This is a genomic window from Streptomyces sp. NPDC005151 (assembly GCF_053599875.1).
This window is the reverse complement of record NZ_JBSFYR010000035.1, coordinates 42,997-57,801: the sequence shown is the minus strand read 5'-3', so window position 1 is coordinate 57,801 and position 14,805 is coordinate 42,997. Positions and strand designations below refer to the sequence as shown.

The window sequence follows — 14,805 nt, the reverse complement described above, 5'->3', positions numbered from 1 at the left end:
AGCACATGAGCAACAGCGATCAGCAGCATCCGTACGGACAGGAGCCCGGGACCGGGACCGGGACCGGTTACGGGTACGGCAACGGATACGGAAACGGCCAGGAACCGCAGCCGTACGGGCAGCAGGTCCCGTACGACCCGAACCAGGCGTTCCAGGACCCCGGGGTCGCACAGACCTGGGAGGGTCAGACCTGGGACACCCAGTACCAGCCGGCCGTCCAGGCCACGCCGCAGCCGCAGCAGCCCCAGTACGAGCAGCCGCCGCAGTCTGCGCAGCAGCAGTACGAGCAGCCCTACGCCCAGCAGTACGAGCAGCCGCAGCAGCCCCAGTACGAGCAGCCGCAGCAGCCCCAGTACGAGCAGCCGCAGCAGTCTGCGCAGCAGCAGTACGAGCAGCCGCAGCAGCCCCAGTACGAGCAGCCGCAGCAGTCTGCGCAGCAGCAGTACGAGCAGCCCTACGCCCAGCAGTGCGAGCAGCCCCAGTACCAGCAGCCCCGGTACGAGCAGTCGTACCCGGCGCAGGCGCCGCAGCAGCCCGTCGCGACCGCCGCCGGCCCCGCCGTCGACGCCGGATATCCGATTCCGCAGGGCGCCTCCGGCTCGTACCCGCTGCCCCCCGAGGTCCCGGCAGCCGCCCCGGCACCGGACGCGGCGGCCGCGCGCGACGCCTCCGGCTACAGCGCGCCCACCACCCTGGGCAACACCCGCGTCACCGACGCCCAGCGCGCCCGCGCCGAGGACCGTTCGCCGATCATCGCGCCGGGGATGCAGCCGGCGGCGATCACCGCGGGGCTCGGGCTGCTGCTCGCCCTCGGTGCTGCGATCGGGCAGTACGCGCTCTTCGTACCGCTGGTGCTCCTCCAGGCCGTGACCGCCGCCGGCTGGTTCCGGCTCAACGGCATGTGGCCCGCCCGGCAGGGCATCGCGCTCGCCTTCGCCGGCGGGTTCGTCGCCGATGTCGTGCTGCTCGTCGCGGGCCGGGAGAACGCCCCGGCGGCGATCCTCGGCACCCTCGGCATCTGGGTGCTGCTCACCGTCGTCCTGCAGCTGCGCAGCCACGCGGGCGCCGACGAGCGGATGTACGGGCTGATGGCCACCGTCGCCTCGGCCGCCCTGGCGATCCTCGCCGCCGGGCATCTCGCGGCGGCGCCGGACGCCGTGACGGTCGGCTGCGTGGCTGTCGCGGTCGCCGTGCTCGCCCGGGCGCTGCCGCTGCCCGGACCCGCCTCGGCCGTGGTGGCGCTGCTCGCCGCCGCGGGCGCCGGTGTCGCGGTCGGCGGGCTCACCGACCTCGGCGCGAAGGGTGCCTTCCTCGGGTTCGCGGCCGGTGGCTGCGCGCTGATCGGGCTGCGGGTGGCGAGCTACGACTACCCGTCACGTTTTGTGCACATGACGGCCGGGGTGGCGCTGCCGCTCACCGCCGCGGCCCCCGCCGTGTATCTGATCGGCCGCGCGGTCTCCTGACCCGCGGGACCCGCCGCGGACCGGGAACCGCGGAGGGCCCCCGGCTCGTCGATCACCCCGGGCGTGCCGTGCAGCCACACCAGGCTCACAGGCGCCAGGGGGTCCGGGCGGACGCAGGGCGGGGGAAGAACGGGCATGCGTGCACTGCGAACACTGCTGGTCATCGTGGTGGTCCTGGGGGGCATCTTCATCGCCGTCGACCGGGCCGCGGTGTACTTCGCCGAGTCCGAGGCGGCGGGCCGGGTCGAGGTCAGCGGGGGCACGGTCGACTCGACGGACGTCTCCATCAAGGGTTTCCCCTTTCTGACCCAGGTCGCCGGATCGGCACTCGACCAGGTCGACATCAAGCTCACCGGCATCGAGACCGCCGCCGGCGGGCGCAGGATCCGGATCAGCGAGATGACCGCCGAGCTCCACGACGTCACGCTGGCCGACGGCTTCGCCAGCGCCACCGCCGCCCGGGCCACGGGCACGGCGACCATCTCGTACGAGGATCTGACGCACGCGGCCGATGACGGCGTCGTCGTCGAGTACGGCGGCAACGGCAAGGTGAAGGTGACCGGCGCCGTCGACATCCTCGGCCGCACCCTCACGCGCAGCGTGACCTCCACCGTCACCCTCGTCGACGGCCGCACCGTGCGGGTGCACGCGGACAAGGTGCCGGGCGAGGGCATCCCCGGACTCGAAGGCCTGGTGCGCAGGAAGACCGACTTCGAGCGGGAGATCGGCGCCCTGCCGAGCGGGCTGAAGCTGCAGCGGATCGAGCCGACGAAGGACGGTCTGGAGATCTCGGTGACGGGTTCGGACATCCGGCTCGCGGGGTAGATGAACCGCGCGCAGGCTGGGCAGGACATTCCACAGCCGCTGCGCCACATAGTGAGACGGACCCGTCCGATCCGCAGATGACTGAACGGCGCGCTCCTCCCGGTGCCGGCCCGGGTGGCACCGTAATCGCTCGACCGTCCCATATTGCGGACGATCGTGTCTCAAGATGCGGCACAACGGTGACATGTCCGCCCGCACGTCCCTACGATCGGTCCCATGCAGTGCTCTATCAGCGGTCTCCGTCGGCGGGGCCAGGCGGATCTCACGAAGCGGCGGGCAGTAGACCTGTGCCGCGTCGCCGCCATGCTCTGTCGCACTGTCTGAGCGGGATCGTCGCATCCCGCATTCCCCCGGCCTTTCGACCGCTGTCAGGGCCCATTCCCGTGCATGTGTGTACGCGCAGAAATGCGCCCCCGTACATCCGCACCCCGCACCATCTCGCCGCAGACTGCCCCGGAGGAGAAAAGAATGAGCCGCAGTGACGTCCTCGTAGACGCCGACTGGGTCGAGGCCCACATCGACGACCCGAAGGTTGCTCTGGTCGAGGTCGACGAGGACACCTCGGCGTACGAGAAGAACCACATCAAGAACGCGATCCGGATCGACTGGACCAAGGACCTCCAGGACCCGGTCCGCCGTGACTTCATCGACCGGGCCGGCTTCGAGAAGCTCCTGTCCGAGAAGGGCATCGGCAACGACACCACGGTCGTGCTCTACGGCGGCAACAACAACTGGTTCGCGTCCTACGCGTTCTGGTACTTCAAGCTCTACGGTCACCAGGACGTCCGCCTGCTCGACGGCGGCCGCAAGAAGTGGGAGCTCGACTCCCGTGACCTGGTCGACGGCGACCAGATCCCGTCCCGCCCGGCCACCCAGTACAAGGCCCAGGCCCAGGACCAGTCGATCCGCGCCTACCGCGACGAGGTCGTGGCGGCGATCGGCAACCAGAACCTGGTCGACGTGCGTTCGCCCGACGAGTTCAGCGGCAAGCTGCTCGCCCCGGCGCACCTCCCGCAGGAGCAGTCGCAGCGTCCGGGCCACATCCCGACCGCGCGCAACATCCCGTGGTCGAAGAACGCCAACGACGACGGCACCTTCAAGTCGGACGACGAGCTCAAGGCCCTTTACGAGGACGAGCAGGTCGACCTGTCGAAGGACACCATCGCGTACTGCCGTATCGGTGAGCGCTCCGCCCTGACCTGGTTCGTGCTGCACCAGCTGCTCGGCCAGGAGAACGTCAAGAACTACGACGGTTCGTGGACCGAGTACGGCTCCCTCGTCGGCGTGCCGATCGAGCTCGGCGCCAACAAGTAACTCCGCACGACCTGGACCAGCCCGACCCCGACCAGAAGGACAGAACACCATGTGTGGAGCAAAGGCCGGCGGCCCCGACGCTTCGACCATCAAGCCCGGTGAGACCACGATCCAGGGCAGCGTGACCCGCGACGGCGAGCCGGTGACCGGTTACGTCCGTCTGCTGGACTCGACCGGCGAGTTCACCGCGGAGGTCCCGACCTCGGCGACCGGACAGTTCCGCTTCTACGCGGCCGAGGGCACCTGGACGCTGCGCGCCCTCGTCCCGGGCGGCAGCGCCGACCGCACGGTCGTCGCGCAGACCGGTGGCCTCTCCGAGGTGGCCATCGCCGTCTGATCCGCGGCACAGACCGGCCGGAGGGCCGTACCCCAGGGGGTTGGACGCCTTCTGAACCGGGGTACGGCCCTTCGCGCCGTCCACAGGGTGTGCGCGGGTCCGTTCGTGCCGGGCGCACGGGCCGGGATCGGGCCTACGCTTGAGTTATGTACGCCCGGCGCCGTCGCCGCTACTTCCTGATGATGGGCGGATGCATCGTCCTTTTCGTCTCCGCCTGGGCTTTCGTGCGGCTCTGGTCGATGCCCGTAGCCGTCGGAATGTGCGTGGTCGCCATGGTCATCCCGCCCGTCGCGGCGATGGTCGCCAACCGGCGGGGGCCGGAGGACCGCTGGTGGGACGATCCGTCCGGCGACCCGAAGTCGGACGAGTGGTGGGACGAGCTCGACGGCAAGAAGCGCCGCCAGTAGCAGAACTGTCCGCCGTCGGCAGGAAGAACCGTCAGTAGACGAGGGCCTGGACGCCGTCCGCCATGACCTCGCTGACGAAGACCTGGGCGCCCGCGATCCGTACGCCTTCCAGTACGTCGTTCTCGGTGATGTCGCGCCGAGCCGCGCACTGGGTGCAGAGGGTGATCAGGCCGCCCGCCTGAATCGACTCGATCAGGTCCGGCAGCGGTGCGGCGTGCGGAAGTTCGAACTCGGCGGCGCGGCCCGGCAGGGCGAACCAGGCGGATTCGCCGGTCAGCCAGAGCGAGACCTCCACACCGCTGGCGACGGCGACCGCCGCCACCGTGAACGCCTGCGAGCAGCGCTCGGCGGAATCGGCACCTGCGGTCACCTTGATCACGAGCTTCTTCGGCATATGCCGAACTGTAATCGTCGGCCGCGCAACCCCACCCCACCGCCATGGGTTCCCGTTCCACCAGACGCTGATCCTGCAGAACCAGCTGCTGGGCTGACCCGCACGCCGGGGAGCCCCTTCCCTCGGCACGCCCCGAACCGTCGTGCCGGGCCCCTACCCATTAGGCTGGGGCGCGGCCCCGTATTGCCGCCATACCGCTCGTTATCGCTCGTCCGAGGAGCTCCCGTGCTTGAGGCATTCTTCTCCACCCTGCTGGTACTGGTCTGCGTCGGCGTTCTTGCCTTCGCGGCCCTGACCGTGAAGAAGCTGTACCAGGGCCAGCGCTGACCCGGGTCCGCACCACTCACCACTCCCTCACAGATCGTCTGAGCCGCTCATGATCGAGATCCCGTCCGACCTCCACCCGGACCTCGTCCCGCTTGCCTTCCTGCTCGGCAACTGGGCGGGCGCGGGCGTGTCCGACTTCCCCGGCGCCGCGAAGTGCAACTTCGGCCAGGAAGTCTCCTTCAGCCACGACGGCCGGGACTTCCTGGAGTACGTCTCGCACTCCTGGGTGCTCGACGCCGAGGGCAACAAGGTCAAGCCGCTGGAGACCGAGTCCGGCTACTGGCGCATCGACAAGCACCGCAAGGTCGAGGTCGTCATGTCCCGCGACCAGGGGATCATCGAGATCTGGTACGGCGAGCTCGCCCACCAGAAGCCGCAGATCGACCTGGTCACCGACGCGGTGGCCCGGACCGCGGCCTCCGGCCCGTACAACGGTGGCAAGCGCCTCTACGGCTATGTGAACAGTGACCTGATGTGGGTCGGGGAGAAGGCCACCCCCGACGTGGAGCTGCGCCCGTACATGTCGGCGCACCTGAAGAAGGTCGTCACCCCGGAAGAGGTCGAGGCGATGGCGAAGAGCCTCGGCGACCTGCCGGACGACGGCATCGCGTTCTTCAAGTAGCCGCACGCCAAGTAGCCGCACGCCTCCCAGGTTCGCGCACGACCTGCGGTCAGGTGCTCACCCGGTCCTACACTGGGCCTGTGGTGAGCACCGACTGGAAGACCGATCTTCGGCAGCGCGGCTATCGGCTGACGCCGCAGCGGCAGCTTGTCCTGGAAGCCGTCGACACACTGGAACACGCGACGCCCGACGACATCCTCGCCGAGGTGCGCAGGACGGCGTCCGGTGTGAACATCTCGACCGTCTACCGGACCCTGGAGCTCCTGGAGGAGCTCCAGCTGGTCAGCCATGCCCATCTGGGGCACGGGGCGCCGACGTACCACCTGGCAGACCGCCACCACCACATCCATCTGGTCTGCCGGGACTGCGCGGACGTCATCGAGGCCGATGTCGACGTCGTCGCCGAATTCACCGCGAAGCTGTGGGACAGCTTCGGCTTCGAGACCGACATGAAGCACTTCGCGATCTTCGGCCGCTGCGCCGGCTGCACGGCGAAGGCGGCGGACGGTGAGCCGGGCGATCGGGCGGCCGGTCAGCCCCGGCCGCCCGCATCCGCGCACTAAGAGCCTGTCGGGTGACCTCTGATCGGGCGGCCACGCCCTGGCACGCACGCTTCCCGCGTTGCCGGAAGGCCCTAGTAGCTCCTTCCCCAAGCTCTCAGCTTCGTTCGAGCAGGGGAGACTCCATCCGAGGGCCTTCCGGCGCCTTGCGATCGCACGCACCAGACGCCGCGAGCTGATCGGACTCCCATTTTGTGAGCCCCTCTAAACCGAGTCGTACGCTGGTCGCATGAAGAGCCCCCTGCTGTCCCTGCCCGGCGCCGTCCCCGCCGAGGGCCGCGACGAAGGCGTCGCCGCGCACTACGGCGACCTGTTCCGCGAGCAGCGAGCCCTCGCCGACGGCACCGGCCTCGTCGACCTCTCGCACCGCGGTGTCGTCACCGTCACCGGAAGCGACCGGCTGGCCTGGCTGCACCTGCTGATCACCCAGCACGTCAGCGAACTCGCCCCGGGAGAGGCCACCGAGGCGCTGATCCTCACCTCGCACGGGCACATCGAGCACGCCCTCTATCTCGTCGACGACGGCGAGACGGTGTGGATGCACGTCGAACCGGACACCCAGGGCGACCTGATCGCCTATCTGGACTCGATGAAGTTCTTCTACCGGGTGGAGGTCGCCGACCGCACCGAGGACTTCGCCGTCGTGCACCTGCCGGCCGGCTCCATCGCGGAGGTCCCCGAGGGCATCGCCGTACGGGAGGCACCGCACGGCCGTGACCTGTTCCTGCCCCGCGCCGACCTGGAGGCCTACGCCGCCGAGAACGGCCCGGTGGCCGGCATCCTGGCCTACGAGGCGCTGCGCGTCGAAGCTCACCGCCCCCGGCTCGGCTTCGAGACCGACCACCGCACCATCCCGCACGAGCTGGGCTGGATCGGCACCGCCGTCCACCTCCAGAAGGGCTGCTACCGCGGCCAGGAGACCGTGGCCCGGGTGCAGAACCTGGGGAAGCCGCCGCGCCGGCTGGTCTTCCTGCACCTGGACGGCAGCGACGTGATCCTGCCCGGGCACGGCACTCCGGTGCGGCTCGCAGCGGACGGGGCGGAGGGACGTCAGCTCGGCTTCATCACGACGTCCGCCCGCCACCACGAGCTGGGCCCGATCGCGCTGGCGCTGGTCAAGCGGAACGTGGCGGTGGACGCGGAACTACTCGCGGGGGACACCGCGGCGGCCCAGGAGACGGTCGTCGAGCCGTAGATCGGCTACGCGCGGCCGTCTACGGACGCGCACGGCTCAGACCTCGATCAGTACGGTGAACGGGCCATGGTTCGTGAGCGAGACCCGCATGTCCGCTCCGAACCGGCCCGTCTCCACCTGCGCGCCCAGCGCCCGCAGCTGCGCCACCACCTCGTCGACCAGCGGTTCGGCGATCTCGCCGGGCGCCGCGGCGTTCCAGGTGGGCCTGCGCCCCTTTCGGGCGTCCCCGTAGAGAGTGAACTGCGAAATCACCAAAAGCGGTGCATTCACATCGGAGCAGGACTTCTCGCCCTCCAGGATGCGCACCGACCAGAGCTTGCGGGCGAGCTGTGCCGCCTTCTCCGCGGTGTCCCCGTGGGTGACTCCGACCAGCACACACAGCCCTTCGCCGACGATTTCGCCGACCACCTCGGGCCCGTTTCCGTCGCTCGCGCCGTCGGCCACCGTGACGCTCGCGCCGTCCACTCTCTGTATCACCGCACGCATACAGACCAACCTATCTTGGGCTGAACGGGTACAGAGCATCTGTGTAGGCGCGGTGTGGGGTGGCACCATGCACGGGAGGCGGTGTGCCGACGCACCGGTCGAGGGGATGGACAGAGCATGAGTACATATGGAGCCGGGCAATCCCCCGGTGTCGTACCGGTCACGCGTGCCGCCGCCGGTACCAGTACCAGTACCAGCACCATGCGCCCGCCCGTGCAGCGGACCGGTCCCGGCCTCGACGACGGCCTGCCCGGGCCCTCGCAGCCGGAGCCGGGCGCCCTGCGGCTGCCGGAACTGCGCGCGCTGCGCCGTGACGCGCAGCGCGATGAGGCAGACCTCAGTTACGTACGCCGTCTGGTCCAGGGGCGGATCGACATCCTGCGGGCCGAGCTGGCCCGCCGCCGGGCCCCCGAGACACCGGTCGTGGACCGGCTCTCCGAGATCCTCGCCGACACCCCGTCGCGGCACCGCTCGTCCGCCCGGCACGTGACGCTGACCACGCCGCGGAGCGACGAGTTCCGCCGGCTGGCCGCCGAGACACTCGCCGAGGTCGAACTCTCCGACCTCGACGCCCGTACGGACGCAGAGCTGCACACCGCGATGGGACGGCTCGTCCGCTACGAACAACAGGTCTCCCGCCGCCGTCACCGGCTGCAGTGCAACGCGGATGATTGCAGTGCGGAGATCGCCCGCAGGTACCGTGACGGGGAAGCACAAGTAGACGACCTGCTCGCCTGAAGCGATCCTTCCGGGGCGGGTCCCGCACAGCCCCGGAAGGCCGCCACGATGAGCTCCACACCCTTCATATCCCCGGCGGCCCCCGCGCTGCCCGTTCTGGCCGAGGTCGTACGGTCCGGCTTCGTCGAGGGCCACCACCGGGGCTCGCTGGTCGTGCTGGCCGCCGACGGCAGTGTGGAGCAGGCGCTGGGGGACCCGGCCGCGGCGGTCTTCCCGCGCTCCTCGAACAAGCCGATGCAGGCCGCCGCCGTGCTGCGGGCCGGGCTCGACCTCTCCGGGGAACGGCTGGCGCTGGCCGCCGCGAGCCACTCGGGCGAGGGGTTCCACCTCGATCTCGTACGCAAGATGCTTGCCGAGCACGGGCTGACGCCGGACGATCTGCAGACCCCGCCCGATCTGCCGCTGGACCCGGCGGAGGCGGAGACCTATCTCGCCGCGGGCGGCGTCCGCGAGCGAATCACCATGAACTGCTCCGGCAAGCACGCGGCGATGCTCGCGGTGTGTGCACGCAACGGCTGGGACCCGGCGGCCTATCTGGACCCCGCCCACCCGCTCCAGCAGCTGGTCCACCAGGTGGTCGAGGACGCGGCGGGCGAGCCGGTCACGGCGGTGGGTACGGACGGCTGCGGGGCCCCGCTGATGGCGATCAGCCTGGTCGGTCTGGCGCGGGCGTTCCGCTCGTTCGTGCTGGCCGAGGCGGGCACCACGGAGCGCCGGGTGGCGGATGCGATGCGCGCCCACCCGGAGTACGTCGCGGGCACCCGGCGCCCCGACACGTGGCTGATGCGCGAGGTGCCGGGTACGCTCTCCAAGATGGGCGCGGAGGCGGTCCAGGCGGTGGCGCTGGCGGACGGCCGGGCGCTGGCATTCAAGATCGACGACGGCGGCGGGCGGGCGCTCGGCCCGGTGCTGGCCAGGGCGCTGGAGCTGCTCGGCATCGACGCGCCGGTGGTGGACCGGATCGGCCGGGCGCCGCTGCTGGGCGGCGGCGCGGAAGTGGGCGTGATCCGGGCGGCGTTCTGACCGTCCGGGTCCCCCGGGGATGCCCGGAAAACCTGGCGACATTCCCCGTCCCGTACGCCTAGCGTGGGGCGCATGAGTCCTGAAGTCCGTACCGTCACCGAATCCGAGTTCACCGGCTGGCTGCGCGCCGTGAACACCGGCTTTCTGCGCCCGCCGACGGTGACGGAGGGGGAGGTCGCGAGCCGCCTCCCGCACACGGATCTGGCCCGTACCCAAGGGGTGTTCGACGACGGGCGGTGCGTGGCGTCGTTCCGGTCGTTCGCGCAGGAGCTGACGGTCGTCGGCGGCGCCGCGGTGCCGTCCGACGCGGTCACCAACGTCACGGTGTCGCCCACGCACCGCCGGCGCGGGCTGCTCAGCCGGATGATGGCCACGGACCTGGCGGCGGCGAAGGAGCGCGGCGACGTGGTTGCGACGCTGATCGCCGCCGAGTACCCGATCTACGGGCGGTACGGGTTCGGCCCGGCGACCTGGACCACCGAGTGGGAGATCGACGTACCGAGGGCGGGCCTCGATCCGCGCTGGTCGGGCCCGACCGCTGCGGACGGCGGCGGTCGGATCGACCTCGTGGACGGTGCGGACGTGCGCAAGCTCGGCCCCGCCCTGCACGACCGGCTGCGCGCCCGGCAGCACGGCGTGGTCAGCCGCGGAGACCGCTGGTGGCAGGTGAGGACCGGCGAGGACGTGCCCGTGCCGGGTTCATGGACGGAACCGTTCCACGCGGTGTACCGCAACGCGGACGGCGAGGTCGACGGCCTGCTCGTCTACCGCGTCGATGACAAGTGGGGCGATGCGAAGCAGCCGCTGAACCGGGCGTCCGTCCTCGGTCTGATCGCCGAGACCCCGGCGGCGGAACGGGCGCTGTGGCACTTCGTCTGCTCGATCGACTGGGTCACCACGGTCCGCTCCGGCTACCGCGCCCCCGACGACCTGCTCCCCCTCCTCCTCCCGGACCCGCGCGCGGCCCGCATCGTCTCGCAGGCGGACTGGATGTGGGTGCGCGTCCTGGATGTCGTACGAGCCCTGGAGGCGCGCACCTACGCCGTCCCGGCCACCCTGACCCTGGACGTCCACGATCCGGCCGGCCTGAGCGGCGGCCGGTTCCGCCTGGACGCCTCCCCGGACGGCGCGTCCTGCACGCCGACCACGGAGAGTGCCGATCTGGCCCTGGACGTAAGGGAGCTGGGGACGCTCTACCTCGGCGACGAATCGGTAAACCGGCTCGCGGCACTGGGCCGGATCGACGAACTCACGCCGGGCGCGGCGGCGGTGGCGGACGGGGTGTTCCGGGCGGGACGGCGCGCCTGGTGCCCGGATGAGTTCTGACCGCGTGCCACGTACCGCCTCCTAGGATGGATCCAAGGGCGGATCTCCGCCCCGGGTGAGGGACGTCGCAGGCCCGGGGGCCGCGGTCCGGGGGCGGCGCGGAAGGTGGTTCAGGTGACTGGAACATACGGTTCGTCGGGCGGTACGGGCCTGCCGGCCAGCATCGAAGCCGCCTGGGGGCTGCGGGAGCGCCCGGTCAAGGGACCGAAGCCCGGCCTGAGTCTGGCCCGCATCGTGGACGCCGCGGTGGCGGTGGCCGAGTCCGAGGGGCTCGGTGCGGTCTCGATGGGGCGGGTCGCGAAGGACCTCGGCGCCTCGACGATGTCGCTCTACCGCTACGTGTCGGCCAAGGACGAGCTCTACGTCCTGATGCAGGAGGCGGCCCTGGGTCCGCCGCCCCCGCTGCCCGCGCCGGAGAGCGGCGCGGGCTGGCGGGAGGCGCTCCGGCAGTGGGCGTGGGCGCAGCGCGAGGTGTTCCACCGCAATCTGTGGATGCTCCGCATCCCGGTCGTGGGTCCGCCCGCCAGCCCCAACAGCCTCGCCTGGTGGGAGCAGGGCCTCCAGGCGCTCGACGGCACCGGTCTGAGCGAGAGGGAGGGGGTCTCCGTGATCCTTCTCGTCGCCGGTTTCGTACGGAACGAGGCGCTGCTGAGGGGGGACCTCGCCGCCGCCGTCGAGGCGCGGGGCGTCTCGCCGCAGGAAGTGATGAACGGGTACGCGCGGACACTGGACCGGCTGGTCGACCCCGCGAGGCACCCGGCGCTCTCGCGGCTGCTGGCGTCCGGGGTGCTGGGCACGCCGGACGATCCGGACGATGAGTTCGCGTTCGGACTGGAGCGGGTGCTGGACGGGGTCGAGGTCCTGCTGCGGGGCCTGACCGGGCGGGCGGAGCCCGGACCGGGCGGGGGCGCGGGCACGGACGCGGAGGTTCCGGGTCCCCGACCCGTCACGCCTTCCGCGTGCTGAGCAGCACCTTGCCGAGCAGGCCGCGCCCCTCGATCGCCGCATGCGCCTGCGCCGCCTGCTCCAGCGGGTAGACCTGCCCGATCACCGGGCGAAGCCGCCCGGCCGCCGCCTCGGCCGGCGGGCCGGCCCAACGCGCGTCGACGCCCTCGCCGACCGTACGGACCGTGCCGGCGATCCCGCCGCCCGGCACGTACGGCGGGACGACCGGGAAGTAGTCCCGGAACGCGCCCGACCGGATCTGGGTCTCCATGAAGAGCGTGTCAACGTCACTCACGTCGATCACCACCTTGTCGGGCCCCGCCACCGGGTCGGGCTGTTCGGCCGGAACCAGTACCTCCGGACCGCCCAGCTCCCTGACCAGCGCCACACGCATGCGGATCACGCCCCTCCGTGTTCGGGCGGCCGGCCGGTCCGGTGCCCGTGTTCCCACTCCGGGACGTCAAGTCCGGTTGAGGTCAAGGGCGTACGCTTCGTGGTCATGAACGGAGAGAAGGCCCGACCCGGGACCGCGGCTCAGCCGCTGATCAGCCTGCGGGAGCGGAAGAAGCAGCTGACGTACCAGGCCGTTTCCGATGCCGCGATCGCGATGTTCCTGGAGCGGGGCTTCGACAAGGTCTCGGTGGCGGAGGTGGCGGCCGCCGCCGACATCTCCAAGCCCACGCTGTTCCGGTACTTCCCGGCCAAGGAGGACCTGGCGCTGCACCGGTTCGCCGACCACGAGGACGAGGCGGCGAGGGTGGTCGCGGCCCGCCCGGAGGGCGAATCGCCGCTGGACGCCCTACGCCGCCACTTCCTCGACGGCCTGGAGCGGCGCGACCCGGTGACGGGGCTCTGCGATGCGCCCGAGGTGCTGGCGTTCCACCGGATGCTGTACGGGACGCCGTCGCTGGTGGCCCGCCTGTACGGGTACCAGAGCCGCTCGGAGGCGGCGCTCGCGCGTGCGCTGGGTGACGGGGTGCGGGACCGGCTGGCGGCGGGGCAGATTATCGCCGTGCAACGGATCCTGGCGATGGAGAACTGGCGGCGGATCGACGCCGGGGAGAGCGCGGACGAGGTGCACGGGGACGCGGTGCGAGCGGCCGAACTCGCCTTCGTGCAGCTGAGGTCGGGGATCGAGGGGGACCGGTAGGGCGGGCGGCCCCGTCCGGCCGGGTCCGCTCGGGCAGGGGCACCCGTCCGGGTCCGTGTCAGCCGAGCGGGGAGGCATGCCCCGGCCGGCACCCGGAAGGGACGCTGTTGCCGCTGATGTCGAAATCCCCGCAGGTGAGAAAGACATGGTTGAACTTGCCGAGGGCGTAGGCCAGTCCGCCGACGATCACGACGACACCGACGACCGTCCGGCGCTGGCGTTCGGTGAGTTCCGTCTCCCCGAACAGCAGGAGCTGCAGCAGCACCCAGGCCAGCAGCGGGGTGCCGATGATGCTGATGATGCCGCCCACCAGGAAGAGCGTCTCGCCCGGCCGGCTGCCGCTGCGCGGCACGATGGCGGCGATGGCGAGCCACACGGTGGGCAGGGCCAGGCAGGACCAGTACACCCAGCCGTGATGCTGCCGACGCGTGGGCACCAACAGGCCGGTCAGTATCACGGCGGTCGACACCGCCCAGAGGGTGAGCATCTGGTAGTAGAAGATGACGTTGTAGGCCCCGAGCGTGAAGGCGGGCTCCCAGACCGCCAGCGCTCCACCGCCCGCGATCACGGCGGTCTTCGGCACCACCTGGCCGACGCCGCTCCGGCTGCGGGGCGCGAGTGTCGCGCCTCCGCTCGCGCCTGCGGAGCGGGTGGCGTCATCATCCATGGGAACCCCTCTCCGAAATAGGATATTTCCGTACACATTACTCAGGATGGGGGTTGCACCGGGCCATCCGCCCCCGCGTCGGTCGCGCACGACGAGCCGGAGGGGAACGCCGAGGTCCGAACCGCTGAAGCGCTGCGGAAAAACCTCTGCGCCTTTCATCCACCCGCATGGAACGCTGTGGCCGTGACCGACACGACGCCCTATGACGACGACCGCAGTGCGTACTCCCGGCAGGCACTCGCCCGCCTGGTCCTCTCCGACCGCGCCCAGGGTCTTGCGGAGACCGCCTGCCAGCTGACTGTCACCCGGTACGACGCGTACACCGGCCCCGGCGGCCGCGTCAGCGAGGCAGTGGTGCTGACCCGGATCGCGGAACGGCTGCTCGTCGGCGCCGTGATCTACGAACGGGAGCGCGGCAGTTCATGGCAGGACATCGCCGCGTTTCTGGGCATGCCGGCGGCGGAGGCGGAGGAGCGGTTCACCCCTGCCGTCGAACGCTGGGAAACGGCGTTCGACGTCCCGTACCGACTCGACGCCACGGGCCGCAAACGCATCCCCCAACTTCCCACCGCGGCCTACGACCCGCGGTGGGCCGCGCGTCGCCTCGACCTCTGGGCGCATCTCCGCCTCTTCGTCGACGACCGGCACGCGGTGAGCGCCGGACTGGACACGGACACCCCGAGGGACGAAGCCACCCACCCCGAACTGCACCTGATCGACGGCCGGATACACCGCGAGAACCTCGGCACCTTCCTGGACCTGGCGGCGCGGTACGCCGGCTGCCACGACGACGGCACCGACCAGGACACGGTGGCGCAGGCCCTTGAGACGACCGACGACGAGGACTCGAAGCGCTGGTACTCCTGTCAACTGGCCGGCGCCTTGCACACGCTGGACGTCCGGCTGGCGAACGCGGTCGGAAGCGACGTGCTGTCCGTGGTCGTCGGCGGCGCCCGCTCACCCGAACTGCGCCTGAGGATCGACACGCTCCTGTCCGCCCTCGCCACGACGGCGTCCTGAGCATCC

General features: G+C 71.0%; 19 protein-coding genes. 15 read left to right on the top strand and 4 right to left on the bottom strand.

Annotation, left to right across the window (positions count from 1 at the left end; all coding sequences use genetic code 11):
• Positions 1-5 precede the first annotated feature (5 nt).
• The 6 genes from ACWD6R_RS20260 to ACWD6R_RS20235 all read left to right on the top strand — a co-directional run bounded on the left by ACWD6R_RS20260 (position 6) and on the right by ACWD6R_RS20235 (position 4,346).
• Positions 6-1,463 (top strand): hypothetical protein, encoded by a 1,458-nt coding sequence (locus tag ACWD6R_RS20260; protein ID WP_451819951.1) that lies wholly within the window; start codon positions 6-8, stop codon positions 1,461-1,463.
• 135 nt (positions 1,464-1,598) lie between these two features.
• Positions 1,599-2,288 carry an LmeA family phospholipid-binding protein gene (locus ACWD6R_RS20255; protein WP_451819950.1) on the top strand — a complete coding sequence of 230 codons (690 nt, stop codon included), beginning with the start codon at positions 1,599-1,601 and terminating at the stop codon, positions 2,286-2,288.
• Between the two features lie 216 nt (positions 2,289-2,504).
• Positions 2,505-2,612, top strand: coding sequence for a putative leader peptide (locus ACWD6R_RS20250; RefSeq protein WP_451819949.1), 108 nt, complete (start codon positions 2,505-2,507; stop codon positions 2,610-2,612).
• A gap of 144 nt (positions 2,613-2,756) precedes the next feature.
• Entirely contained in the window at positions 2,757-3,602 is an 846-nt protein-coding gene (locus ACWD6R_RS20245) for a sulfurtransferase (RefSeq protein ID WP_451819948.1), read from the top strand.
• 49 nt (positions 3,603-3,651) lie between these two features.
• Positions 3,652-3,939: a DUF1416 domain-containing protein gene (locus tag ACWD6R_RS20240; RefSeq protein WP_018490348.1), complete on the top strand. Its 288-nt coding sequence runs from the start codon at positions 3,652-3,654 to the stop codon at positions 3,937-3,939.
• A 146-nt stretch (positions 3,940-4,085) separates the two neighbouring features.
• Complete coding sequence (locus tag ACWD6R_RS20235) at positions 4,086-4,346, top strand: DUF3099 domain-containing protein (RefSeq protein WP_327245158.1); 261 nt, start codon at positions 4,086-4,088, stop codon at positions 4,344-4,346.
• Between the two features lie 31 nt (positions 4,347-4,377).
• Here the strand turns inward: ACWD6R_RS20235 and ACWD6R_RS20230 are convergent, their stop codons facing one another.
• Complete coding sequence (locus tag ACWD6R_RS20230; protein WP_393302404.1) at positions 4,378-4,740, bottom strand: DsrE family protein; 363 nt, start codon at positions 4,738-4,740, stop codon at positions 4,378-4,380.
• Positions 4,741-5,116: 376 nt separating this feature from the next.
• On the opposite strand from ACWD6R_RS20230, the gene ACWD6R_RS20225 reads away from it, so the two are divergent.
• The 3 genes from ACWD6R_RS20225 to ygfZ all read left to right on the top strand — a co-directional run bounded on the left by ACWD6R_RS20225 (position 5,117) and on the right by ygfZ (position 7,444).
• The gene (locus ACWD6R_RS20225) at positions 5,117-5,689 is read left to right on the top strand and encodes an FABP family protein (RefSeq protein WP_451819947.1); all 573 of its coding nucleotides are present in this window, start codon (positions 5,117-5,119) and stop codon (positions 5,687-5,689) included.
• Positions 5,690-5,769: 80 nt separating this feature from the next.
• Positions 5,770-6,252, top strand: a complete 483-nt coding sequence (locus tag ACWD6R_RS20220) for a Fur family transcriptional regulator (RefSeq protein ID WP_451819946.1) — start codon at positions 5,770-5,772, stop codon at positions 6,250-6,252.
• A 226-nt stretch (positions 6,253-6,478) separates the two neighbouring features.
• Entirely contained in the window at positions 6,479-7,444 is a 966-nt protein-coding gene (gene ygfZ, locus ACWD6R_RS20215; RefSeq protein WP_451819945.1) for a CAF17-like 4Fe-4S cluster assembly/insertion protein YgfZ, read from the top strand.
• A 36-nt stretch (positions 7,445-7,480) separates the two neighbouring features.
• Here ygfZ and dtd read toward each other — a convergent pair whose 3' ends face one another.
• The gene (gene dtd, locus ACWD6R_RS20210; protein ID WP_398956499.1) at positions 7,481-7,930 is read right to left on the bottom strand and encodes a D-aminoacyl-tRNA deacylase; all 450 of its coding nucleotides are present in this window, start codon (positions 7,928-7,930) and stop codon (positions 7,481-7,483) included.
• 117 nt (positions 7,931-8,047) lie between these two features.
• Between dtd and ACWD6R_RS20205 the strand changes: the two genes are divergently transcribed.
• The 4 genes from ACWD6R_RS20205 (at position 8,048) to ACWD6R_RS20190 (ending at position 11,983) form a co-directional block, all read left to right on the top strand.
• Positions 8,048-8,668, top strand: a complete 621-nt coding sequence (locus tag ACWD6R_RS20205; RefSeq protein ID WP_451819944.1) for an RsiG family protein — start codon at positions 8,048-8,050, stop codon at positions 8,666-8,668.
• A 48-nt stretch (positions 8,669-8,716) separates the two neighbouring features.
• Complete coding sequence (locus ACWD6R_RS20200) at positions 8,717-9,691, top strand: asparaginase (RefSeq protein ID WP_451819943.1); 975 nt, start codon at positions 8,717-8,719, stop codon at positions 9,689-9,691.
• Positions 9,692-9,763: 72 nt separating this feature from the next.
• A complete protein-coding gene (locus ACWD6R_RS20195; RefSeq protein WP_451819942.1) occupies positions 9,764-11,017 on the top strand; it encodes a GNAT family N-acetyltransferase in 1,254 nt (417 codons plus the stop codon).
• A 114-nt stretch (positions 11,018-11,131) separates the two neighbouring features.
• Positions 11,132-11,983, top strand: a complete 852-nt coding sequence (locus ACWD6R_RS20190; protein WP_451819941.1) for a TetR/AcrR family transcriptional regulator — start codon at positions 11,132-11,134, stop codon at positions 11,981-11,983.
• On the opposite strand, the gene ACWD6R_RS20185 is transcribed toward ACWD6R_RS20190, so the two are convergent.
• Complete coding sequence (locus ACWD6R_RS20185; protein WP_451819966.1) at positions 11,964-12,356, bottom strand: zinc-binding dehydrogenase; 393 nt, start codon at positions 12,354-12,356, stop codon at positions 11,964-11,966. The two genes, ACWD6R_RS20190 and ACWD6R_RS20185, sit on opposite strands and share 20 nt — an antisense overlap.
• A 105-nt stretch (positions 12,357-12,461) precedes the next feature.
• Here ACWD6R_RS20185 and ACWD6R_RS20180 point away from each other — a divergent pair, with 105 nt between their 5' ends.
• On the top strand, positions 12,462-13,112 hold the full coding sequence (locus ACWD6R_RS20180) for a TetR family transcriptional regulator (RefSeq protein WP_451819940.1): 651 nt from the start codon (positions 12,462-12,464) through the stop codon (positions 13,110-13,112).
• A 58-nt stretch (positions 13,113-13,170) separates the two neighbouring features.
• On the opposite strand, the gene ACWD6R_RS20175 is transcribed toward ACWD6R_RS20180, so the two are convergent.
• Positions 13,171-13,779: a hypothetical protein gene (locus tag ACWD6R_RS20175; RefSeq protein ID WP_451819939.1), complete on the bottom strand. Its 609-nt coding sequence runs from the start codon at positions 13,777-13,779 to the stop codon at positions 13,171-13,173.
• Between the two features lie 183 nt (positions 13,780-13,962).
• On the opposite strand from ACWD6R_RS20175, the gene ACWD6R_RS20170 reads away from it, so the two are divergent.
• Complete coding sequence (locus tag ACWD6R_RS20170; RefSeq protein WP_451819938.1) at positions 13,963-14,799, top strand: hypothetical protein; 837 nt, start codon at positions 13,963-13,965, stop codon at positions 14,797-14,799.
• Positions 14,800-14,805 lie beyond the last annotated feature (6 nt).